This is a genomic window from Pseudobutyrivibrio xylanivorans (assembly GCF_010906925.1).
Taxonomy (GTDB): Bacteria; Bacillota; Clostridia; order Lachnospirales; family Lachnospiraceae; genus Pseudobutyrivibrio.
In genome coordinates this window covers 320,508-344,130 of record NZ_VTVE01000001.1, presented here as the reverse complement: position 1 = coordinate 344,130, position 23,623 = coordinate 320,508, and the positions used below count along the sequence as shown (strand labels likewise).

Sequence of the window (23,623 nt, the reverse complement as noted above, 5' to 3'; positions counted from 1 at the left end):
TACCCTTTCCTAAAAGACCTAAAATCCGTTTGCCATTAAAAACTCTTTTGTCAAACTTTTTGTCTCTTTTCTATCATCAGAAGTCTCTGTATTTGCAAAGCTTGCCAAAAATTTCTTAACATATTTCCCCACAACATCATTTTCCAAATTCACTACATCCCCGATTTGCTTCTGACTCAAAACCGTTTCCTTTAATGTGTGTGGGATGATTGATACTTTGAAGCTGCTACTATCTACTGTTGCAACCGTAAGGCTAATTCCATCAATTGCTATAGAGCCCTTTTCAACAATCCCACCAATTATTTCTCCACCGGCCTTTATTTCAAACCAAACAGCATTTCCATCCTTTTTGATGCTTTGGATGGTTCCTGTGCCATCAATGTGACCGCTTACTATGTGACCTCCAAATCTTCCATCGGCGCTCATAGCCCTCTCAAGATTTACAGGCTTTGTAGCATTAAGGCTCCCCAAGCTAGAACGAGCCATTGTCTCATTCATAACATCAGCAGAAAAAGAGGAGCCATCATAATCCACCACTGTCAGGCACACGCCATTTACAGCAATGCTGTCTCCCAGGTGGATATCCTCCAAAATCTTTTTACATGCAATAGTAATCCGCTGTTCCTTAGGGCCTTTAACAATTCTCCTAACACTGCCCAGCTCTTCAACTATTCCCGTAAACATCAGTAAATCACCTCATTTTCTATAACCAAATCTTCACCAAGCCAGCTGGTATTAATTGGATTTAGCCTTATTGCATCGTTGATGCTTTCTATGCCTGCCCCTTCTACTGGTGATTTGCTGCTTCCTCCAAAAATCTTTGGAGCCATGTGGATATGTATCTCATCCACTATTTTTGACTTGAGGGCACTATAATTAATAGTTCCTCCTCCCTCAATCAGCACGCTATCAATTCCTCTATTGGAAAGCTCCACCATCAGAGCATTTAAATCGATTCCCTGCTCAGTTTTCGGTAATCTCAAAACCAAGCAGCCCCTTTTTTCTAACTCAGCGACCTTAGCCTCATCTTTCGATGTGGTTGCAATGATAGTTTTTATGCTATCTGCTGTTTGAACGATCTTTGATTCAATTGGAGTTCGTAAATGGGAATCGCAGATAATTCTTATTGGATTAACAGCCGGCTCATCTAATCGACAATCCAACATTGGATCATCCATAATTACCGTAGATACGCCAACCATAATTCCCGACAATCTATTTCTTAGTCTATGAACATTTTTCCTTGCCTCAGCTCCAGTTATCCACTTTGACTCACCTGTTTTTGTGGCTATCTTGCCATCAGCAGTCATTGCGTATTTCATAACAACATATGGCTTTCCTGTTGCCATGTATTTATTAAAAATTCTATTGAGATTCTTGCATTCTTTTCCTAGAAGTCCTACTTCAACTTTGATGCCACTGGACCTTAAAATTTCGGCTCCTTTTCCAGCAACCACAGGATTCACATCAAGTGTTCCAATCACCACTCTTTTGATTCCATTCTCAATAATAGCTTCTGTACATGGAGGTGTTTTCCCGTAGTGGCAACATGGCTCTAAGGTTACATACATTGTTGCTCCTTTTGCTGAGTTTCCTCTTTTTTTACAATCCTTAAAGGCATTTCTCTCAGCGTGAAGCTGTCCATATTTTTCATGGTAGCCCTCGCCTATAATCACACCATCTTTGACTATTACTGCTCCCACCATAGGATTCGGATTTACGAATCCCTCACCTCGCCTGGCAAGCTCAATTGCTCGTTGCATATAAATTTTATCTTCCATAATTCCTCCTATTTTTAAGATTCTATTCAGCCCCCCATTCCCAAAATCGCAGTTCCACTGCTTTGCTCATGTGATATCTCACAAATAGAATCAAAAAAGCCTTGGATTTCTCCAAGGCTAAATACGTAGCTTCTGTTTCAAACTTTTGCAAGAAACATCTACCCTTATAAATTAAAAAGCTCTGAGACATAAAATCTCAGAGCCATAAATTCAAAAGTAAACTACCATCTTCTTTCATCCAGACTATACTGTCGGCTTCGGAATCTCACCGAATCATGCCAAAAGGCTCGTGGGCTATACCACCGGTAGGGAATCACACCCTGCCCTGAAGACATCTATTCAATTGAAATGATTGTAACCAAACAATATATCAAAGTCAACAGCTATGATTATTTATTCTTGCGATATTCGCTAGGTAACACACCATATTTGTCTCTAAAAGCATTGGAAAATGCCTTTGAATTAGGGAAGCCATTGCCTAGAGCAATATCTACTATCTGGCCTCCTGTCTCCTCTAATTCTCTAACTGCATGCTCAAGTCTGATACCAAGAAGATAATCCTTGAAATTGATGCCCGCATGCTTTTGGAACATTCTCGATAGATATGATGGTGAATAACTAAACTGCTCTGCCATCATCTCAAGAGAAAGAGGCTCAGCATAATGATCCTTCATATATCTAGTAATATTTGAAAGCTTCTTAAGCTGCTTGTTGCTCTTTAAAATGTCTTCATTTACATTGAACTTTCTGTATTTGGTAACGAGTATATACAAAAGCTCATAGTAAAGACTGAGGACCTGAAGGCGATACCCCTCCTCCCCTTTTGTATTGATAAGATACATCTCCTGAAGAAGAGTAAACACTCTGTGGTCAGTCTCTCTATCTCCATGGGAGAACCAAATGAACTGATCATCTGTAAAATAATCCGCAAATGTGTCCTGTGGAATCTGTAGAACCACTGTCCTATTAGGGTTTGGGGCTGCAATGCTATGCACCTCATTACTATTTACAATAACAAATTCGCCTGCGCTAAGAGGGAACTTCTTCTCGTGAAGAGTAAAGTCAAGCTTGCCCTCCCATACTGCAAAAATCTCTATCGAACGGTGCCAATGCTTATCTCTTGTATAATTACCATTTGCTCCTTCAAATGAAAAAAGTTTGAAAGGTAATCCCGCATCTGTAACAACCACCTCGTGCTGATAAGCTTTTAAATCCATACTATCCTATCTCCCTAAAATATCTACAATCTCCATCCAGCTCGAAGCCAATATGTGAAAACCCCAACTTTTTCAATAATCCCCTGCTTGCCACATTATCAGGGTCGCATCTAGCCACAAGACTCGTCAGGGAAAATCTATCCCTTGCCAGTCTAATGATCTCAGAGCACACCTCAAAGGCAAGCCCCTGTTTCCATCTATCAGGGGAGATACAAAAACCAAGCTCCGCCTGATTCTCTCTGTCACAGGATTCTCTAACTTCAATACCTGCTCTACCAACTAGTTTGCCAGTAGCTTTATCAAAAATCAACCACATTCCAAATCCATATAATTTATAGATATATTGAATGTAATTCTCCTCGTATTGCCGCTCCTCTTCGTACTCAAAAAGAGGCTCCATATATTCTACAATTCCAGGATTATCATATAGCTCAAACAAGCTATCTAAATCATCCATGGAAAACTCTCTAATAATAGTCCTGTCAGTCTCGGATATAAAAAGCGGAAGTCCTACGCATCTACGATATATATCCTCATAGTCCTGATCATCAACCTCGTCTGGATCAATTAAAATATGGTCACACTTAAGCATGGTAACACCATCATGTTCAAATGCCACCACCGGCTGCTTTTTCTCATTACAAGCATCTATAACAGCCTGATTATCTGTTAAAACCAAAGTCCCCTCTGGATAATCAAAATGAAGGGACTCTATATCTGTCACTTTAACTACATCATGCAAATACTTCAAATTAATCTCCTAATAAATGACTAATCATCTCTGCTTCTGCCGTTTACTAATAGCACTAGTCTAAGAAGCTGCATAATAGTTGTAAACAACGCTGCAACATATGTCATAGCTGCTGCCTTCAGCACCTTTGTAGCACCTCTATGCTCCTCACCCTCAAGGATTCTGTCCTGCTCTAAAATCCTAAGTGCTCTTGCGCTGGCATCAAACTCAACTGGCAAAGTAATAAGCTGAAACAACACTACAAATGTAAACAAGAAAATGCCAACCTGTGCAATAGGTGTTGATCCAAGAAGAAGTCCAATTACAATAACAGGCCATGAAACCCATGAACCGATACTTGCAAGTGGCACTGATGCCGAACGCATTCTAAGGGGAGCATAATCCTCCTGGTGCTGAATAGCATGTCCACACTCGTGTGCCGCTACACCAATAGCTGCCACGCTTGTGCGGCCATATACTGCGTCTGATAAGCGAAGCACCTTTTCCTTTGGAGAATAGTGGTCAGTTAAGTTTCCTCTGACTCTCTCGATTCTAACATCATAAATGCCTGCTGCATGTAAAATATGCTCAGCAACCTGATTAGATGTCAATCCTCTATAATTACCAACTCTACTATATTTACTGTAAGTCCTATTTACATTGATTGACGCAATACCACTGACAAGAGCTCCTATTAAAACCAGGATTATTGTCCAATCAAAATGATATCCCATTCCATAACCATATCCGTAATACATTTCTAACCTCCTACGAATCCTAAGTTTTCTATATCTTAGTATAAATGTTATCGCAGGATTTTACTAATAAAAAATCTATAAAAAATTCCTAAAGCATTGCATAAAAAAAGCTCTCGCTTTTGCGAGAGCTTAGGTTACATCTATTCGACAACTCATGCTATATACCTTGCCGTTTGACTTCTTCATTCTAACACTTAAGGTGCCAGTTCCTCGTCCAACTCCTGTAATTAAACCATTTGAGTCAACGGTGAAAATACTGCCATCAGAAGAAGTGTAGGTGATGGTATATTGCTTGTCCGTGCTATTTAAATAATCCATATTCAAGGCAACCTGTGCGGTGCTACCTGCAGACAATGTATAGCTTGCATCATCTGGCAAAGTAATATTGCCTATATTGGTTCCATTATTTGCATACTTTCTTGAGTTTGTAGCACTAGGTTTTGATGCTTCTTGTCCGCCTGCATTAGAACTGCTATTGGCATTATTTGCCGCTGCATTAGCATTATTTGAATTGGCAGCTGATTGATTACCAGATGCGCTAGTATTAGTTGCTTTAGTGTTGTTGGCATTGGAATTAGATGCTGTTGAAGCGGCTGCATCCGTTTTGCTTGCATCGGTATTGCTAGCATTTGCCTGATTATTATTTGATGCTGAATTAGTATTTGTTGTAGTTGCACTCTTGTTACCTGAGGTATCTGTCTCCTCTGCTGGCTTTGGTGCAGTTAGCTGAATATACATTGCAGGTCTAATTCCTGTACCATTGTAATAGCCCCACTTTTCTACAAGCTTTGAAGTGTCATTTACAAACAGGCCAAACACAGGATCATCAAAGGAATTGGTTCTAAGTGGCCAAGTACCTGCGGTCTCATATTTCATGCTGTCTTTATGGGCAGTATATTCATCAGTAGACAGGAAGAAAACATAATCTGTAGTAGTCATCTGACTGTTGTAAATACTCAGATTCAAGGAGTTCTTTTCTCCTGTCTTTACATAGAAATCATCAAGTGTTGTATCCTTATAGAAATTCATAAGGCTTGTCTGGCTGGCAGCTGCAGTAAGCTCAGTAGGCTTAATCATTGCTCGCTCTGCATCACTAAAAGCATTAACATAAAATACCTGATTTAGCCAACCTCTCCAATAATTATTTGCCCATGGTACATAGCCAGTGTTGCCACCTTGCTGCTGGATAACCTGCATATTTACTGAGCTTCTATAATCTGAAATAGAATATGAATTAAGCGTCTTTCTAGATACCACAAAAGCAACACCTGTATTCTCATCATATGACAGAATCGTCCAGTTAATAATATTGCCATCCAAGGAGCCAAATGCTATATTGTCTCCTTCTGAATAGGTAGCTGATGATGATTTCTTTTTTGCATCTGCAATCATAGAAATACCAAGCAAAGCTACTACCACAAACACTATTAAAGATAAGGACATAAAGCCTTTTAATTTTCTAATTGATTTATTCATAAAAACCACCTCTTAAAAAAGGGCGCAACTCACCTCTTATCATCATAGTATATCTCGGCAATTCTCAAGTCAAATTTATAGCTAATTATTAACAAAAATATCACGTTTTCAGCAGATTGGTAATTGTATCTTTTCATTTGCCTTGATATACTGAAATGCAGTTTTTCATTATTTAAGGAGTAACACATGACTAAAAAAGATATGCTAAAAATGTTGCACGATGAAGAACCGGTTTTACGTGCAGAGATTACCGCTCTTTACTCAGTTCTTGACCACAAGTTAGGTCTACGAGGAGCGGAGGTACCTATTACTTTTGGAATGGACGAAAAGGTACTTGGCTCTTATCTTCCTCCATCTTATGATGACGAGGAACAATTTCAATTTTCATTATTTTTCATTGGTTTTTGCATGAATGGGCAAATATCTAAAAACGACAGAATCAACCTCTACAAGCATGAATATGCCCACTACATGACTCGCCATATAAACATCCCTGATAGATACAATTGGCAGCCTGGCGTTCACGGCAGTGCATGGAAATACTGCTGCTCACTTATCGGCGCCATCCCAGCAGATTATTATATAGAAGAATCTAGCATCAAAAAAATAGACTACGAATCAGTTCTCGAGCGACCAAGCGTTGACCACAAGCAGGTACAGCTTCTTGATACATACCGCACACAGCGTGCCATCAAGAACATGGAAAACGCCAAAATTAAATACGAAATTGGCGACACAGTCACACACCCTAAATTCGGTGAGGGCACTGTGCAGGACATTGAAAAGCAGCCATCATCTGTGAGACTTCATATCCTCTTTGGCGATGAGCTGAAAGTCATCGACCAAAAGTGGCTAGTTAAAACAGAATACAAAAAGGTTTCTGAGCGATAAAAGAAAAGGAGTTGCAGCTAATTAAGCTTCAACTCCTTTTATAATAATAGGCATTGCCCACGATTTCCATTAGCTAGCGCAGTATTATAACTGCTCTAATACCGCCTCAAGTGTAGCCTCAAGATCAAGTCCACCCTCATCTACGATAACATCTGCGTATTTCTCATAAAGTGGAACTCTCTCTTCATAGAGAGCTCTAAGGTCTTGGCCATCCTTTAAAACTACGCCTCTTCCCTTTAAGCTACCAAGTCTTCCATCAAGAGTATCATAGTCAAGCTTCAAATAAACTACTGTACCAATCTCCTGAAGATGAGCCATAGCCTCCTTACCATAGATAACGCTACCGCCTGTTGCAATAACTGTCTTTGATGTCTCGATGCTTGCATTAACATCGTTTTCAATCTGCATAAAGCCTTCTACGCCTTCATCAGCAATTATCTCTTTCAAAAGACGATTCTCACGCTTTTGAATCAACAAATCTGCATCTACAAATTCGTATCCCAACTGCTTTGCTAAAACAACACCAAGAGTACTCTTTCCCACTCCAGGCATACCAATTAAAACGATGTTCTCTTTCATGACACTACCTCTTTTATTGCATTTTGAAATGTATTATGCCACAAGAATCCTAGGAATTCTACTGCAATCTCCCTGCCTATTACAGGCTTACATCGTCATAATTACTATAATAAATCTTCTATATAAATAAAGCCTTACTCACTAGCAATTATCATAGTCTCGGTATACATTTACATCATCATAATCACTGTAAACGATATATGCATCTCTTCCATATATAAGGGATGCACTTACCTGCCATGGCACCCCAATATAAAAACTATCTGCTACTAGTTTTCCATCCACATATAGTTGAGCAACATCATATTTTTCTTTGATTTCAACCAGGCCTTCTGGCGATTGAGCAATTATCTTCTTATAGGTTATATTTCGAGAGCCATTTCCTAGCGCAAACATCTCCGGATATGATAAAGCAAATGGAGTGTCGATATCCTCTAAAACATACTCTGATACAGTCATAACAGCCTCATCAAAGTAAATCTCTCCATCTACTTTTCTAAGGTCAAAAGCCCTCTCCCATGACAATGTGATGATACTGATATCACCTACTTTAAGCTCGGTATCATCTGCAGTCATGTCAACCTCATAGACTATTCCATCAATTGAATACTTTGGCGCGTTGCCTGGAACTGCCGCAAAATAAAAAGTACTGCCATCCTGACATAAGAGCTGAGCTGTAGCGTAGTCTAGCAATCTGTCTCCAAGCCTTATATTAAATGGAAGAATGCATGCCACCTGCCCTGTAAAATTCATAGAAGGAAATGTTACTTTGCCTGTATCAATGCTGGCATCAACAACATCCTTTAGAATCATCCCTCTTTGATGATGATTGACAAATACAAATCCACTTTCACCGTCGGTTCTCATACAGTATCTAAGGTCTGCATCGTCATCCGCATTTACGAATTGTTCTGCTGGAACATGTTCCATTGGTGCAAGAATATCTCCAAAATCATTTAAGAATAAATGAATTAGATTAAGCAGCTTGTACTGGTCTCTTATCTGTCCGTACTCACCAATACAAGTCTGAAAATCATAGTTTAAAATCGCATAATCATTAGGATATCCAGTAGCCTTGCTCTCATGCAAAGTAGATAGCTTACCTATTTTGTTGGTTCCACCATGATACATGTAGTAACCTACCAGATTGTTACCACAGCCTAGCTTTACAAGGCTAAGTGCATATGCATCCATTGGGCTGACAAATGGTCTACGTATATACGAAGCGGGAAGTCCACTTCCCAGTTCACATGTAGCAAATGGATAGTCCTCATAAGGAAGTATCCATCCATCGTCATCTACATCTTTTATCAAATCCATGCCTATAGCAGCATCATTTCTACAGGTATCAAATGTATAATGCTTTGAAGGTGGCAATGTATCAGTGTGGTCAAGCCAAGGTGCATCCACATAGGCCCCAAACACCGGTAAAAACTCCTTTAGTGGAAACTTTGCACCGTAGATGCTATTCCACCCAGTAACCGTCCAAATAGGTGCATCAAAGCCAATTCTTAGAGCTATCTTTTTCAGCTCACCTAAATGCTCAGCATTATCAGTCAGCTCATTTTCTATTTGGATGCCCATAATAGGACCACCATCTTTGAAAAATAATCCCTCGACCTGTTCAAATATTTTTCTATACCAGACCTCTACAAGGTTGAGATATTCAGGGTCATTTTCTCTGAGCTTGCAGCCCTTTTTCAAAAGCCAATCTGGAAAGCCTCCATTTCTCACTTCGCCATGACACCATGGTCCAATTCGAAGTACAAATGAAAGTCCAAGCTTTTGACATAGCTCAACAAATTCTCTTAGATTTCTATCACCAGTGAAATCATATTCTCCCTCAATTTCCTCGTGATAAATCCAAAATACATAGGAAGCAACTGTGTTGATTCCACCAGCTTTCATTTTGCGAAGTTCTTCTTCCCAATTTTCACGAGAGTCTCTCACATAGTGATACTCTCCCATGACCCCAATCCAAGGTCTGCCATCCTTTTCAATGTAGCGGCTATTTACCTGAAAGCTTGCCCCATCTTCTCTAGTCTGGCCTAGATTAAGATGATTTCTTTTTATTTCAACTTTTTTGTAATCCTCAAATTTATAAATCATCATTCCTCCCAAGAGTAATTTCATATACTAATATTTTGGGATATCCCCTTACTCCTAGATTATATAATAATGACTCTTTGCAAAATCACTCAAATTGAAATCAAAAACTGGCAAATCCACGCTTTTGCAAAAGTATTTATAGTCAAACTTTTGATTCTTTAAACATTTTCATCATCTCATTGGTAAGACTATATTCAAGTGGCTGCAACTCTATTTCTTCTCTTGGAACCCACTGGGCGTATTTCAGCTCAGATTCATCCATCTTTATGGTGTCATCCCCATCTACATCACAGTAAAAGCCCATCAAAATATCACTGGCAATTCCCCATGGCTGTGATTTATAATAGCGGATATTTTTTACCTTAAGTCCTGTTTCCTCCATGACTTCTCGCTCTACGGTCTCTTCTAGTGTCTCACCTATTTCCGTAAAGCCAGCTACTAAAGCATTATTTGAGTATCCAACCCTATACTTAGTCAGCAAGAGCCTATCACCATTAGTCACCCCCACTATAACAGCAGGATTTATACGCGGATAAACAACTTTCCCACAATTTGGGCATACCTTTGCTCGCTCTGTCTCAGAGTGATTTGTCCTAGTGCCACACTTTCCGCAGTATACTGTCCCCACATACCATTCTGCCAACTGTACCGCTGTAAAAGCAGCAAAAACATAATGCTTTGGAAAAAGATATTCTCGCCTAAACTGCTTCATATCATATAACTCAAAACCTGTAGGGAAATCTGCCTCTGATATTCCATCTGTCTCGTATGCCAAAAAGAATTTCTCATCATCTATAGAAAAAAGAAATACTGTAGACAATTCAACGCCAAAATCTTTTAACTTAGGATAGATAATAGTCTTTTCTTTCTCATCTATCCTAGCCAAGAATCTTCCATTATCATGAAAAAGAATGATGCTATCTGCATCAGCTTTTTCCCCTACTCTATATGCGTTTACTAATTTCTTTGGCTGTATTTCCTGTAGCATAGTTACCTCCTTAATTAAAGTTATCGTAGCATACTTACGCTACATTTTGCAGGTTTTTATTTAACAACGGGAGTACGGTAAAAGAGCCTCCAGATTAATCTGAAGGCTCCAATAACATCTATTATACTAAGGTTTATAATTCTGCTGCTGCAAGATATCCTGTCTTAATTGCTGCTGCAATTCTGCCTGTTGAAAGTGCATCTCCAAGGAATCTTACATTATCAAATGCTGCTGCAATTTCTTCATTTGCAGCTTTATTTGCAGCTACACCAAGTGAAACAACCACTTCATCAAACTCAAAACTTACAGCTTCCTTTGTATCTGTAGTCTCAAATGCCACCTTGTTGCCATCAATTTCCACAAGTCTGTGCTTTGGATACATGGCCACATTCTTTGGTGTGATTCTAGACATTACATCCACAAGGTTCTGGAAGAAAAGACCTGGTCCGATATCATCAGCCATCTCAAATACTGTTACATCATTGCCCTGCTCGCTTAAAAGCTCAGCTGTTTCAATACCAGTCATACCTGAACCTACTACACAAACCTTCTTATTCGAAAGCTTAACTGTACCATCAAGAATCTCAACTGGTGTATGAACATTTTTACCATCTAATCCCTTTATAGACTTTGGCATTACTGGTGTTGAACCTGTAGCTACAAAAACAGCGTAAGGCTTCAATTCCTTAATAGTCTCCACTGTAGCCTCAGTGTTTAATCTAATTTCTACTCCAAGCTTTTCTAACTGGCCCTTTTCGTAGTCAATTAACCAAGCTGTCTTTTCCTTCTTTGGTGGCTTGCTTGCAAGATATACCTGTCCGCCTAAGCGTGACTGCTTTTCAAATACAACTGGCTTAAATCCTCTGATTGCAAGAATTCTAGCTGCCTCAAGACCTGCAGGACCTGCGCCGATTACTGCAACAGTTCTCCCCGCACCATTCTTTGGAAGTTCCTCAGCCTGATACTGATTTTCCTTACCAGCCTCAAAATTTACTGAGCAGCCCATTGGTGTTTCAGCGTTAGCAGACATAAGTGATTCCATGCAATATAAGCAAGAAATACATTTTCTGATGTCACAGGCCTTACCACACTTAGCTTTGTTAGCCCACTCTGGATCAGCATAAAATGCTCTAGCGCTTCCTACGAAATCAAGCTTGCCATCTTTTAATAATTCTTCTGCATACTCAGGATCTCTGATTACAGCAACACCGATTACTGGGATATTTACAGCAGCCTTTACTGATGCAGGTCCCTCAATTTTCCATCCCTGGTCAAATCCAACTGGCTCCCATGCTGTATTCATTGTCTCATAAATACCAGAACTTACATCAAGTGCGTCTACACCCTTAGCTTCAAGGTATTTTCCAATCTCAACACCGTCTGCAAGGTGAAGTCCCTCATCAGGCTGACCTACATATTCCATGTGCTCATCAACAGAGAAACGTGCAATAACTGGGAAATCAGCACCAACTTCAGCTCTAACAGCATCGATAATTTCTCCGAAGAATCTCATTCTATTTTCAAAGTTTCCACCGTACTCATCTGTTCTCTTGTTTGTATATGGACTTGAGAACTGACCAATCAAATAGCCATGAGCGCCGTGAATCTCTACAGCATCGACTCCTGCTTCCTTAATACGTCTAGCTGCAGATGCAAACTTACCCACCATTTCCTTGATCTCATCCTTAGTCATCTCGTGTGTAGGCTGGTGAACAATCTGACACTCTGTAGCACTAGCAGATTTCATTGACTCTACTCCATTTACTACAGCAATTCCCTGTCTACCTGGATGATAAATCTGAACACAAAGCTTTGAACCATACTTATGTACTTCATCTGCAAGCTTTTTAAGTCTAGGAATGTACTTGTCGTCATCTACAACGATTTCTCTATCGTTTCCCAATCCAGACTTTGAATCCACTGCTGTACATTCAGTAATAACAAGACCTGTACCGCCCTTTGCTCTTGCACCATAAAAAGCAATGTCCTTTTCAGAAACATATCCGCCCTCATCAGCAAGATAATTTCCCATAGCTGTCATTACAGTTCTGTTTGGTACAGTCATAGTACCGATGTTCTTACTTGAAAATAAATTCTCGTACATATTAAACTCCTTTTCATTTGCCAGTTAAACCGTTACAAAATTAACAATCTAGTAATTTAATTTTAGCATCGAGAAATATTAAGTTCTTCGTTTCCTATAGTTAAATAATACTGCCTCCAGACTTCTTTGTCACAAAATCTTTTTGTCTTTTTGATGTCTATTGTGAAGATTTTTTGTTGTCTACTGACAAAGCTTTTCCCCCTTGTTACAATATAATTGATGTAGAAAGGAAGGATTCCATGGAGTTTAAGAATAAAACAGAGGAAGAACTTTATATTGCAAACTGCACTTCTACTTTTATAAAAGAAATGAATGAAAGCAATGACATCCAAAATCTTTTGGATGTGGGACACCGAATACTGGGTCAGCCCCTTATGCTTGTAGATATTTCCATGTGCTTTATCGCCCAGTCCGGCGGCGAATCAGTAAAGGATGAGCCGTTCTGGGACTGGATTCTCACTAATGGATATGTAAAAGAGGAATACACTAATCTCATTATGGAGGATGATATTTCCACCGAGGAAAAATTCGTCTGGGAATATGGCATGGAAAATCACCGTCAGCTTGTGGCCAAAATCATCCAGGGCCGCACCACTTTAGGCTACTTAAAACTCCTTGAATACAACCATAAAATCACTGACATAGAAAAGGAAATACTTGGCAACCTGAGTAATCTCATTGCCATTTTAATGTCCACCAGCAGCATAAAATATAAATTTTCAAATTCAAAAGTTGAAGCATTTTTAGAATCATTAGTAGAAAGAAAGACCACTGATGCCAGCGATATCAGTGATCGCTTTTCGGCTTTGAATATCAGATTGCTTGAGAGATTATTTATCATAGCCATAGAGCCTGTTTCTAAGACAGAGCTTGCTGTAGAGCAATTGTATCTTTTAAAAAGAAAGCTCCACAATCTCCTTAACAGGCCAACTGTATTTATCCATCAAAATCGCTTGATTGTGCTTTTTGACACATCAGCTACTAGCTTTGAAGAGGACTACAACTACGCTCCTCTTATGGCGCTTTTAAAAGAGTATAAGCTTCAGGCTGGTATCAGCACCCAGTTTACAGAGCTTTCACTTGTGGCTGATGAATATCTAAATGCACTTTCTGCCCTCACTCTGGGAAAAAGACTTGGCCTAAAGGATACTTTTATTTTCTTTTCAAAGCATATCCTGGACCAGCTAATCCTTACCTACGCTGATAGTCACAATATCAATTATCTTATCCATCCTGCCATCACTGCACTGGACAAGATAGATAAAGAAAAAAATAGTGAATATGTCATTTCCCTATTAACGTATATACGGTTTGGACAAAACCTCACCAACACTGCTAGGGAATTACATATTCACCACAACACACTAAAATACAGAATTGCAAAAATAATAGAACTGGCAAACATCGATTTAACAGACTACGACCTTTGCTACCACCTATATCTTTCCGGAAGAACGTGGGAACTACAAAACAGCATAAAAAATACATAAGAAAGATCCCAGAACTAGCCTTCTGGGATCTAATTTATTACTTCTTTAAGAAAAATTTTCTTACTATATTAATTCCTATTTTATATGGCCATGGGCGAACCACCCTGTCAGCCTCTTTCAGCATCCTTCTGATTGGAATATTTTGCGGACAATGCTGCTCGCACTTTCCGCACTCAATACACTGAGTTGCAAATGCTGGCTCACTTTTCAATCCTACAGTCTGAGCATATTCAAATCTAGCATGAGACTTGCCCTCAAGAGATGTCATATTGTAGCTTCTAAACAAGGCAGGAATATCCACACCCTTTGGACATGGCATACAGTAGCGACAGCCTGTACAGCCCACTTTCTCTGTCTCACGTATAGCTTCCTTTACTTTTTCAATTAATGCAAAATCAGCCTCATCAAAAGAGCCAGCCTCTGCATCAGATGCAATCCTGCAATTCTCCGCTACCATCTCAGGAGAATTCATACCTGAAAGCACACAGGTAACCTCCGGCTGATTCCACAGCCATCTAAGTCCAAGCTCTGCATTAGTATATCCCTTAGGTGATTCAGCAATTTCCTTTTTCGCCTTTTCTGGCAAAAGATTTACAAGCTTACCGCCTCTAAGTGGCTCCATAATAACTACAGGGATTCCCTTTTCAGCTGCATGCCTAAGTCCCTTTAATCCCGCCTGAGTATGCTCATCCACATAGTTGTACTGAATCTGGCAAAAATCCCAATCGTATGAATCTAATATGCCAATGAAATCCTCTGTATTTCCATGATAAGAAAAACCAATATTTCTAATCTGACCAGATTCTTTTTTCTCTTTTATCCAATCTCTTATGCCTACCTGCTCCAGCTTATCCCACTGATTAATAGCAGTCATGTGATGCATAAGATAATAATCTATGTAATCTGTCTTAAGACGCTTTAATTCCTCATCAAAATACTTATCAAGTGACTCTCTATTTTTCACCAGATACTGAGGAAGCTTTGTTGCTATGTTAATCTTCTCACGTATATTGTTGCGCTCTAGAATAACACCTAATGCAGCTTCACTACCAGGATACACATAGGCTGTGTCATAGTAATTAACTCCAGCCTCATAAGCTGCCATAATTTCCTTCTCAGCCTTATCAATGTCAATCGAACCAGCCTTAGTAGTAAATCGCATACAGCCATATCCTAAAATGGATATAGGATTTCCATACCTATCGTTCCTATATAGCATTTATACTGTCCCTCATTAAAACTTAATTTATATTTCCATTACTGCAATTATATACCCTTTTCAGTCGGTGACAAATTGTCACCAACTGGTTACAATTTGTAACCAGTTGCGCACGATTTAATTATACCCTAAGATGTGATATGTTGTCACGAGTAAAACCATCTGATAAAACCGGATAGTTGATAAAATAAAAAAACACGTAAGCAATTGCTTACGTGTCTAAGTTCCGAGGCTGAGGAGGCTCGAACTCATCTCGGTCTCAATAAATATTGAAAGAAAGGCATTTGTTGCCTCTGCATTTTTAAGTTAAACCACAGGTTAAACCTACTATCACTATATATCTCTTCCCTGATACTGCACAGTAACAACCAAAACTCTACCATTACCTTCATCAATTCTAAATATAGCAATATAGTTATCAATAATTAATAGTTTATATCCTTTACCTGCATATCTACCAGTTATTCTATCTTGATGAGATTCAGGCAATGTATCGAGTCCGAGTATAGCTTCCTTTATTCTGTCAATCTGCCCCTTTGCATTTTCAGGAGACAACTTTTCATAAGCAATATACGCATATATTTCTTCTATATCCCTATATGCTCTTGGCATTAATTCTACACTATACTTATTCAAAATACTTTTTCTCCAATTCTGCAAAAGCATCCTTTGCATCTATTGTCTTACCAGTTTCAGCAAACTCCTGCTCCGCCTCAAAAATAGCCTGATCAATGCGATTTTCCCTTGCAAACTTCTCGTATAATTCTGCACTCATAACCACAAGATCACTATATCCATTTTTAGTAATAAAAATAGGTTCCTTTTGTCTATGTGCAATTTCTGATATTTCACTTGTATTTCTTAAATCTCTAATAGGCATAATTGTTGGCATAATAAACACCTCCTTATTTGTCTTTATTGTAGCATAATTATGCTACACTGTATATGTTTTTAATTTCTTAGTTGGTTACAACCTGTAACCAACTCGTGACAAATTGTCACACTTTGAACTATCCGGATTTTCCGGATAGTTCATAAAATAAAAAGCACGTAAGCCAATGCTTACGTGCTTTCCTTTGCTGAGGCTGAGGAGGCTCGAACAGATTCTTAGCCCCACAAAATACTAAAAGAAAGGGATTTGTAGCATCTGTATTTCTTGGTTAAACCATAGGTTAAACCTAATTTTCAAAACAAAAATCATTGTTTTGCTGTTCGTGGTACAAGTTCTAACTTCAACTGCATACCCAACCCTTCTGCAAGTCTTTTTACCATAGCAAGGCTAGGGTTACGTGTTCCATTCTCAATACGGCTAATATCAGCTTGTGTAATACCTGTTTTAGCTGAAAGATCCTTCTGAGTCATATGCTGATTAATTCGAGCATCAATCATTGCCTGAATTATATCGTACTCTGCTTCAAGTGAATCATACTCCGACTTTACTTCAGGATCTTTTAATGCTTTTTCTTTATATTCTCTATAACTGCTCATTTACAATTCCTCCGTTCATAGTCAGCTTTATATTTCTTCGCCAGTTCAATCTCTGCTTTTGGTGTCTTTTGAGTCTTCTTCACAAATCCATTAGTAAGAACTGCTTTTTGACCAACAAAGAAAAAATAGAACACTCTTGTTATATTAGAGCCTTGCTTTGTCCTAAGCTCAAATATTCCATCTCCTATCGGTCCAGAGTGTGGTTCCCTAAGCTGTGGACCATTTGCCTCTAATAAATCAATAGTTCTAAGTGCTTTCGCATGCATTTTGGGTTCCAATGAATCCAAGAATTCTTGCACAGGACATCTTCCATCCTCCATATCGTACAGCTCAATCTCGTACATTAATATAAGTCCTTCCTATAGTTATAATATGTCGTATAGAACATATTGTCAAGTTATCCACTTTGCAATTGTCCTTACAAATATAATTATAAGATACAGTTGTGTCCGTTTATATGTACATGCGAAAAAGACCCTGAAGCAAAAGCTTCAAGGTCTTTCCTTTGCTGAGGCTGAGGAGGCTCGAACTCCCGACAACCTGATTAAAAGTCAGGTGCTCTACCAACTGAGCTACAACCCCATATTCAATTACTAAGCGGTATCTAGCTAAAAGAAAAAGGCATAGATCCGAAACTGGGCTAGCTGGATTCGAACCAGCGAATGCCAGAATCAAAATCTGGTGCCTTACCGCTTGGCGATAGCCCAACGTGCGATGTTGCTACCGCAACAGGGTGGGTAGAGGGGTTCGAACCCTCGACCTTCGGAACCACAATCCGACGCGCTAACCAGCTGTGCCACACCCACCATACTGATAAATATAAACCGTATCAATGTGCCAGAAGGGATTCGAACCCCCGACCCACGGCTTAGAAGGCCGTTGCTCTATCCAGCTGAGCTACTGACACGTATTAATATATCTTAGAAAATAAAAAGCGGGTGATGGGAATCGAACCCACGTATTCAGCTTGGAAGGCTGATGTTCTACCATTGAACCACACCCGCATATTAATATTTATTTCTAAGTCGGGGTGACAGGATTCGAACCTGCGACCCCCTGGTCCCAAACCAGGTGCTCTAGCCAAACTGAGCCACACCCCGATATTTGTTGCTCGCTTTTCTTTCGTATCTCTCTCGCGAACAATAAGGAGTATATATGAGAACAAGGGCTTTGTCAACGATTTTTTTAAAATTTAATTGTTAGAATTTAGCATGAAGTTTCTGATATTCCGACAATTTATAAACGCCTACTCTAATATGTGGCTCAAGCCCTGTGCAATGATGGTTACAACGTGCTCATCAGCTAGGCTATAATACATCTGCTTGCCCTCTCTACGGCTCTTTACTAGCTTATTTGTACGGAGAATCTGAAGCTGGTGTGACACTGCAGACTGAGTCATATCAAGACTCTCTGAAATATCACAGACGCAAAGCTCTGATTCAAACAGCGCAAATAATATTCTCACGCGAGTACTATCACCAAAAACCTTGAATAACTCGGCAAGATCATATAAAGCATCCTCGTCTGGAAGATCCTTTAAAACCTTATTAACTAAATTTGTGTGTACGCAATGCTCTTCACAGCACTCTGCATGCTTTCCCATCTCTTATCTACCTTTCAAAAATAATTACAGTTATTACTTTACACCTGCCGCTACGCTTTTTCAATCGAAGTGTAGCACAGGGCATTCTGTCACCCACAACAGAACGCCCTACATCTTTCACTCTTTCAAACCCAATTCTTCTATTTATATTTCTTTACAGATAATGCTCGTATAGCATTGAGCACTGCAAGAACCATTACTCCTACATCTGCAAAAATCGCTATCCACATATTCGCAATACCAACTGCACCAAGAATAAGACATGCAACCTTTATGCCGATGGCAAAATAAATATTCTCGTATACGATTCTCATGCACTTCTTTGAGATGCCAATTGCCTTCACAATGCTACTTGGGTCATCATCCATGAGAACTACATCTGCCGCCTCTATGGCTGCATCACTTCCCAATGCACCCATTGCAACACCGATATCAGCTCTAGAAAGAACAGGAGCATCGTTGATTCCATCGCCTACAAATATAAGCTTCTCCTTGTCTGTTTTTGTGGCCAAAAGCTCCTCTACCTTTGACACCTTGTCTCCAGGTAAAAGTTCCGCACATACTTCGTCTAATCCCAAGTCTGCAGCAACTAAATCAGCCACTTTCTTGCTGTCACCGGTAAGCATAACTGTCTTGCTGATTCCAGCCCTTTTAAGGCCTATAATGGCTTCTTTAGAATGTTCCTTCAGCATATCAGAAATCAGGATATAACCATGATATTTGCCATCTATTGCCACATGAATTACAGTGCCAGGTTCAACGATATCTTCAACCTGAACTCCAATTGAATTCATAAGCTTTTCGTTGCCGACCTGAACTACCTTGCCAGAAACATTTGCCTTTACTCCGTGTCCTGAAATTTCTTCCACATCACTGACAAGGGATGTATCTATAGGCTTACCATAAGCTTCCTTAAGGCTGCGAGAAATTGGATGATTAGAAAATGCCTCAGCCATAGCAGTCATCTCAAGAAGCTCTTCCTCAGAAATATCTACAGCCTGTACTTTTGTAACTTCAAATACACCCTTTGTAAGTGTACCAGTCTTGTCCATTACAACAATTTTAGAACGTGAAAGCGCATCTAAATAGTTGGAACCCTTTACCAATACACCTGCTCGGCTGGCTCCGCCAATGCCTGCAAAAAATGTAAGTGGAATACTGATAACAAGCGCACATGGACAGCTGATTACAAGGAATGTAAGGGCTCTATATACCCACTGTGTCCAAAGTGGATCAATGCCCATTATCAATCTGACAACTGGTGGAATTACAGCAAGCGCAAGGGCTGAATAGCATACAACTGGTGTATAAATTCTCGCAAATTTTGAGATAAAGTTTTCTGGCTTAGATTTCTTAGATGATGCATTTTCAACCAAGTCCAGAATCTTTGATGCTGTAGACTCACCAAATTCCTTAGTGGTTCTAATAGTCAAAACACCTGACATATTGATACAGCCAGAGATGACCTCATCGCCATTTTTAGCTGTGCGAGGTACGCTCTCGCCTGTAAGTGCTGCTGTATCAAGAGTAGCGTTGCCATCGATTACAACACCGTCGATAGGTATCTTCTCACCTGGCTGAACCACAATCTCGCTGCCGATTTCAACATCATCTGGATCAACCTGCTCTAGCACTCCGTCAACCATGACATTGGCAAAATCCGGTCTTATGTCCATAAGCTGGGAAATATTCCTGCGGCTCTTACCTACAGCGTATGACTGGAAAAGTTCTCCAATCTGGTAGAAAAGCATAACCGCAACACCCTCTGTATACTCACCAAGGGCGATGGCACCTACTGTTGCAATTGCCATAAGGAAATTCTCATCAAACACCTGCTTGTTTTTGATTCCCTTAAATGCCTTTAGCAAAATATCGTAGCCCACAGTAAAATATGGAACCATAAATAATATGAAACGCACCAATGGATAATCCTCAAGTGGCAGTAAGACCAAAATTACCATCAACACTGATGCTATTATTATTCTTGTTAAGACCTTCTTTTGCTTCTTGTTCATAGCTAACTCCAATCAAAATAACTAATTAAAGGAAAATCTCGCAATCATCCTCTACCTTTTTGCAGTTCTTAAGAACCTCTTCCATAACTGACTTTGTGTCTGCTCCATCTTCAAATTCAACAGACATCTTCAATGCCATAAAATTAACTACTGCATTAGCAACACCTGCTGTGTTGTTAGCAGCCTCCTCCATCTTGTTAGCGCAGTTTGCGCAATCAACATCAATCTTGTAAGTCTTCTTCATATCTTTTTTCCTCCATAGAATTTATATTTTCATCTGAACGTATGAATAATTGTTCATGTGTTGATATAAATATAAACCCGTTAACATAATCTGTCAACGGGTTTCATAATTATTTAACATTTTATTTAATTACATTATAGATTGTATTGGAAATGAGCTGATATCCATCCTTGTTAAAATGAATACCATCCGATGTATATAAGTCGGTCTTACCATCAGTAACCCGATACATATCGATATATTCTAAGGAATACTCCGAAGCCACTTCCTGAGCTATCTGGCCCAATTCATCAGCCACAACAGCTGGCTGTATGCCGTACTCAGCCAATTCTCCGCCCTCAACTGAAAAACAATAAGGACTACGAACTAGGTAAACCTTAGGCTGTGTTTTCAAATCTAAATAGGAAGCTACAATCTCTGAAAGCCCCTCTTTGTATTCATCAGCATCCCAATTAATAATCTTCGTATCATTGGTACCCAACATAAGAACAACTATATCAGGCTTTGATTTGAGAGAATCTGCATACTCTCCCGAATTGATATAAGGCAAATTTCCTGTAACGGAAGCTGTACCATTTCTAAGTCCGAAATTGGATACCAAATAAGATGGACCAAGCTTTGTCTGAAGCTGTGCTGGATAGCTATTAATCTCTCGAGTTTTAAGCACACCACTACCGTATGTCAAACTATCGCCCACACAGGTCACTCTTATTCTCTTGTCCTCTCCGCCTAAAAAGCCAGAATGGTACAAAAGCCCTGCAACAAACAGAATTGCAAATGTTACTACAACCGCTTTTCTTTTGAAAAATCCCTTACCGTATTTTGCCCAAAACATCTATCGATGCCTCTCTTAATATTAAATGTTTTTAATTCTCTCGATAGCTCTGAGTGTGTTCTCAGCAGAACCGAAAGCTGTAAGTCTAAAGTAGCCCTCGCCTGAAGGTCCAAAACCAGCACCTGGTGTACCAACAATCTGAACCTTCTCTAATAAGTAATCAAAGAAATCCCATGATGTCATCTTATCAGGAGTCTTAAGCCAAATATAAGGTGCATTTACACCACCGTATACTTCGAAGCCAGCGTCCTTGAGACCTGTGTAAATTGTCTTGGCATTGTTCATGTAATATCCAACCTGCTCCTTAATCTGGGCCTTGCCCTCTGGAGAATAAACAGCCTCGCCAGCCTTCTGGATAATATATGGAGCACCGTTGAACTTTGTGCCATGACGACGAGCCCACATTCCGTGAAGAGCAACACCGTCAAATACTAAATCCTTAGGTACTACAGTGTATCCAAGACGTACGCCTGTAAATCCCGCATTCTTAGAGAATGAGTGAATCTCGATTGCGCAAGTTCTTGCACCAGTACACTCATAGATTGAATGAGGAACATCATCCTCTGAAATATAAGCCTCATAAGCTGCATCAAAAATAATGAGGCTGCCATTTTTATTAGCATAATCAACCCAAAGCTGAAGCTGGCTCTTTGTAAGAGTAGTTCCAGTAGGATTGTTTGGAAGGCAAAGATAAATTACGTCTGGAGTCTCCTTAGGGAACTCTGGCACGAAATGATTCTCAGCTGTAGTAGGCATATAGATAATATCTGACCACTTGCCAGACTTTTCATCATAAGTGCCACAACGACCAGCCATTACATTTGAATCAACATAAACTGGATAAACAGGATCACAAACTGCAATGCGAGCATCTGCAGAGAAAAGCTCCTGAATATCAGCTGAATCAGACTTTGCTCCATCAGAAACAAAAATCTCATCTGCGGAAATATCACAACCTCTTGCCTGGTAATCATTCTTAGCGATTGCCTCGCGAAGGAATGGATAACCTAAATCAGGTGCATATCCGTGGAAAGTCTTGGCGTCGCCCATCTCGTCTACTGCGCTGTGAAGAGCAGAAATCATAGCTGGTGCGATTGGCTGAGTAACATCGCCAATACCAAGTCTGATAATGTCAGCATTTGGATTAGCCTCGCTATAAGCAGCCACTTTCTTGGCTATTGTTGAGAAAAGATAGCTACCTGGTAGCTTTTGAAAATTAGTGTTTACCTTAAACATCGTTGCCTCCTATTTCTAATAATTATGAAATGTATTTTATTCTCTAGTAGAAATCTGCTTAATTATTCTCTCGTAGGAAAGCTTTCCGCCGAACAAATCAAGACATGAACCTACAGTGAAATCCATATTGTTATCAGAAAGATAGCTGATGGTTTCAATATCACTATAATCGTGAACACCGCCAGCATATGTAATAGGCACCCTCTTGTAGCCAGATAAAAATCCTACTAAATCTCTATCTATGCCACTTCCTCTCCCCTCAACATCTGCTGCATGAACCAAAAATTCATCGCAGTAGAATGCCAATTTATCTAAAAAATTGTATGTAATAATCTCTTTTGAAATCTTTTGCCAACGATCTGTGACAATGTAGTATTTGTCATCAACTCTAGTGCATGACAAATCAAGAACTAAATGCTCTCTACCCACAATTCCAGAAAGCTTTCTAAGAGCCTCAAAATCAACTCGGCCATTATTGAAAACATACGAAGTAACTATGACATGACTAGCCCCTGCATCAATAAATTCTTTTGCATTGGAATCATCCACACCACCGCCATACTGAATGCCACCTGGAAATGTAGATAACGCCTTCATAGCCTCTGCCTTAGAAGCCTCATATTCTGGTGTATTTTTCTTATTAAGATTGATAATGTGGCCTCCACGAAGTCCATCTTTTTTGTATAAATCAGCGTAATAAGCAGCATCCTTATCCGCCACAAAATTCTCCTGTGGATGTCCATTTTCCTTTCCAAGGTCAGATAATGTAGAACCAACTATCTGTTTTACTTTGCCATTGTGAATGTCGATGCATGGTCTAAATAACATCTCAAGCCCCCATATTTGCCTGTTTAATCGTA

At 39.5% G+C, this 23,623-nt stretch carries 23 protein-coding genes, 6 tRNA genes and 1 riboswitch; of the genes, 2 read left to right on the top strand and 27 right to left on the bottom strand.

Features of this window, described 5'->3' with window-relative positions:
* Positions 1 to 18: 18 nt before the first annotated feature.
* The 6 genes from ribE to F0Q01_RS01690 form a co-directional block, all read right to left on the bottom strand.
* The gene (gene ribE, locus F0Q01_RS01715) at positions 19 to 684 is read right to left on the bottom strand and encodes a riboflavin synthase (protein ID WP_090485567.1); all 666 of its coding nucleotides are present in this window, start codon (positions 682 to 684) and stop codon (positions 19 to 21) included.
* On the bottom strand, positions 684 to 1,781 hold the full coding sequence (gene ribD, locus F0Q01_RS01710) for a bifunctional diaminohydroxyphosphoribosylaminopyrimidine deaminase/5-amino-6-(5-phosphoribosylamino)uracil reductase RibD (RefSeq protein WP_090485564.1): 1,098 nt from the start codon (positions 1,779 to 1,781) through the stop codon (positions 684 to 686). The genes ribE and ribD overlap by 1 nt, the downstream gene beginning before the upstream one ends.
* 222 nt (positions 1,782 to 2,003) lie before the next feature.
* Positions 2,004 to 2,118, bottom strand: a riboswitch (FMN riboswitch).
* A gap of 52 nt (positions 2,119 to 2,170) precedes the next feature.
* Positions 2,171 to 2,998, bottom strand: a complete 828-nt coding sequence (locus F0Q01_RS01705; protein WP_090151974.1) for an AraC family transcriptional regulator — start codon at positions 2,996 to 2,998, stop codon at positions 2,171 to 2,173.
* Between the two features lies 1 nt (position 2,999).
* A complete protein-coding gene (locus F0Q01_RS01700) occupies positions 3,000 to 3,749 on the bottom strand; it encodes a GNAT family N-acetyltransferase (RefSeq protein WP_090151978.1) in 750 nt (249 codons plus the stop codon).
* A gap of 20 nt (positions 3,750 to 3,769) precedes the next feature.
* Positions 3,770 to 4,486 (bottom strand): zinc metallopeptidase, encoded by a 717-nt coding sequence (locus tag F0Q01_RS01695; protein ID WP_090485561.1) that lies wholly within the window; start codon positions 4,484 to 4,486, stop codon positions 3,770 to 3,772.
* A 129-nt stretch (positions 4,487 to 4,615) separates the two neighbouring features.
* On the bottom strand, positions 4,616 to 5,962 hold the full coding sequence (locus F0Q01_RS01690; RefSeq protein ID WP_090485559.1) for an Ig-like domain-containing protein: 1,347 nt from the start codon (positions 5,960 to 5,962) through the stop codon (positions 4,616 to 4,618).
* Between the two features lie 186 nt (positions 5,963 to 6,148).
* Here F0Q01_RS01690 and F0Q01_RS01685 point away from each other — a divergent pair, with 186 nt between their 5' ends.
* Positions 6,149 to 6,853 carry a hypothetical protein gene (locus tag F0Q01_RS01685; RefSeq protein ID WP_242941818.1) on the top strand — a complete coding sequence of 235 codons (705 nt, stop codon included), beginning with the start codon at positions 6,149 to 6,151 and terminating at the stop codon, positions 6,851 to 6,853.
* A gap of 84 nt (positions 6,854 to 6,937) precedes the next feature.
* Here the strand turns inward: F0Q01_RS01685 and F0Q01_RS01680 are convergent, their stop codons facing one another.
* The 4 genes from F0Q01_RS01680 to F0Q01_RS01665 form a co-directional block, all read right to left on the bottom strand.
* On the bottom strand, positions 6,938 to 7,432 hold the full coding sequence (locus F0Q01_RS01680) for a shikimate kinase (RefSeq protein ID WP_090151987.1): 495 nt from the start codon (positions 7,430 to 7,432) through the stop codon (positions 6,938 to 6,940).
* 141 nt (positions 7,433 to 7,573) lie between these two features.
* Positions 7,574 to 9,541: a beta-galactosidase gene (locus tag F0Q01_RS01675; protein WP_163927102.1), complete on the bottom strand. Its 1,968-nt coding sequence runs from the start codon at positions 9,539 to 9,541 to the stop codon at positions 7,574 to 7,576.
* Positions 9,542 to 9,683: 142 nt separating this feature from the next.
* The gene (nudC, locus tag F0Q01_RS01670) at positions 9,684 to 10,529 is read right to left on the bottom strand and encodes an NAD(+) diphosphatase (RefSeq protein ID WP_090485553.1); all 846 of its coding nucleotides are present in this window, start codon (positions 10,527 to 10,529) and stop codon (positions 9,684 to 9,686) included.
* 133 nt (positions 10,530 to 10,662) lie between these two features.
* Entirely contained in the window at positions 10,663 to 12,633 is a 1,971-nt protein-coding gene (locus tag F0Q01_RS01665) for an FAD-dependent oxidoreductase (protein ID WP_090485550.1), read from the bottom strand.
* Positions 12,634 to 12,872: 239 nt separating this feature from the next.
* Here F0Q01_RS01665 and F0Q01_RS01660 point away from each other — a divergent pair, with 239 nt between their 5' ends.
* Positions 12,873 to 14,123, top strand: a complete 1,251-nt coding sequence (locus tag F0Q01_RS01660) for a PucR family transcriptional regulator (RefSeq protein ID WP_090485548.1) — start codon at positions 12,873 to 12,875, stop codon at positions 14,121 to 14,123.
* Between the two features lie 37 nt (positions 14,124 to 14,160).
* Here F0Q01_RS01660 and F0Q01_RS01655 read toward each other — a convergent pair whose 3' ends face one another.
* The 17 genes from F0Q01_RS01655 to hisA all read right to left on the bottom strand — a co-directional run bounded on the left by F0Q01_RS01655 (position 14,161) and on the right by hisA (position 23,591).
* Positions 14,161 to 15,342, bottom strand: a complete 1,182-nt coding sequence (locus F0Q01_RS01655) for an aldo/keto reductase (protein WP_090485545.1) — start codon at positions 15,340 to 15,342, stop codon at positions 14,161 to 14,163.
* A gap of 333 nt (positions 15,343 to 15,675) precedes the next feature.
* Entirely contained in the window at positions 15,676 to 15,978 is a 303-nt protein-coding gene (locus F0Q01_RS01650; protein ID WP_090485542.1) for a type II toxin-antitoxin system RelE/ParE family toxin, read from the bottom strand.
* Positions 15,971 to 16,234 (bottom strand): type II toxin-antitoxin system prevent-host-death family antitoxin, encoded by a 264-nt coding sequence (locus F0Q01_RS01645; RefSeq protein ID WP_028248491.1) that lies wholly within the window; start codon positions 16,232 to 16,234, stop codon positions 15,971 to 15,973. The genes F0Q01_RS01650 and F0Q01_RS01645 overlap by 8 nt, the downstream gene beginning before the upstream one ends.
* 305 nt (positions 16,235 to 16,539) lie before the next feature.
* A complete protein-coding gene (locus tag F0Q01_RS01640) occupies positions 16,540 to 16,830 on the bottom strand; it encodes a helix-turn-helix domain-containing protein (protein ID WP_090485539.1) in 291 nt (96 codons plus the stop codon).
* Positions 16,827 to 17,174 (bottom strand): type II toxin-antitoxin system RelE/ParE family toxin, encoded by a 348-nt coding sequence (locus F0Q01_RS01635; RefSeq protein ID WP_090152012.1) that lies wholly within the window; start codon positions 17,172 to 17,174, stop codon positions 16,827 to 16,829. Before F0Q01_RS01635 ends, F0Q01_RS01640 begins: the two co-directional genes overlap by 4 nt.
* A gap of 165 nt (positions 17,175 to 17,339) precedes the next feature.
* Positions 17,340 to 17,412: transfer RNA gene (locus F0Q01_RS01630), tRNA-Lys, on the bottom strand.
* Positions 17,413 to 17,465: 53 nt separating this feature from the next.
* Positions 17,466 to 17,537: transfer RNA gene (locus F0Q01_RS01625), tRNA-Gln, on the bottom strand.
* Between the two features lie 25 nt (positions 17,538 to 17,562).
* Positions 17,563 to 17,636, bottom strand: a tRNA-His gene (locus F0Q01_RS01620).
* A 27-nt stretch (positions 17,637 to 17,663) separates the two neighbouring features.
* Positions 17,664 to 17,737 (bottom strand) — tRNA-Arg (locus tag F0Q01_RS01615).
* Positions 17,738 to 17,763: 26 nt separating this feature from the next.
* Positions 17,764 to 17,834: transfer RNA gene (locus F0Q01_RS01610), tRNA-Gly, on the bottom strand.
* 21 nt (positions 17,835 to 17,855) lie between these two features.
* Positions 17,856 to 17,930, bottom strand: a tRNA-Pro gene (locus tag F0Q01_RS01605).
* 146 nt (positions 17,931 to 18,076) lie between these two features.
* Positions 18,077 to 18,433 carry an ArsR/SmtB family transcription factor gene (locus tag F0Q01_RS01600; protein WP_090152015.1) on the bottom strand — a complete coding sequence of 119 codons (357 nt, stop codon included), beginning with the start codon at positions 18,431 to 18,433 and terminating at the stop codon, positions 18,077 to 18,079.
* Positions 18,434 to 18,573: 140 nt separating this feature from the next.
* Complete coding sequence (locus F0Q01_RS01595; protein WP_090485536.1) at positions 18,574 to 20,448, bottom strand: heavy metal translocating P-type ATPase; 1,875 nt, start codon at positions 20,446 to 20,448, stop codon at positions 18,574 to 18,576.
* A 25-nt stretch (positions 20,449 to 20,473) separates the two neighbouring features.
* Positions 20,474 to 20,692 carry a cation transporter gene (locus F0Q01_RS01590; protein WP_090152021.1) on the bottom strand — a complete coding sequence of 73 codons (219 nt, stop codon included), beginning with the start codon at positions 20,690 to 20,692 and terminating at the stop codon, positions 20,474 to 20,476.
* Between the two features lie 121 nt (positions 20,693 to 20,813).
* Complete coding sequence (locus F0Q01_RS01585) at positions 20,814 to 21,527, bottom strand: GDSL-type esterase/lipase family protein (RefSeq protein WP_090485533.1); 714 nt, start codon at positions 21,525 to 21,527, stop codon at positions 20,814 to 20,816.
* A gap of 21 nt (positions 21,528 to 21,548) precedes the next feature.
* A complete protein-coding gene (locus F0Q01_RS01580; protein WP_090485530.1) occupies positions 21,549 to 22,763 on the bottom strand; it encodes an LL-diaminopimelate aminotransferase in 1,215 nt (404 codons plus the stop codon).
* A gap of 36 nt (positions 22,764 to 22,799) precedes the next feature.
* Positions 22,800 to 23,591, bottom strand: coding sequence for a phosphoribosylformimino-5-aminoimidazole carboxamide ribotide isomerase (gene hisA, locus F0Q01_RS01575; protein WP_090485527.1), 792 nt, complete (start codon positions 23,589 to 23,591; stop codon positions 22,800 to 22,802).
* Between the last annotated feature and the right edge of the window lie 32 nt (positions 23,592 to 23,623).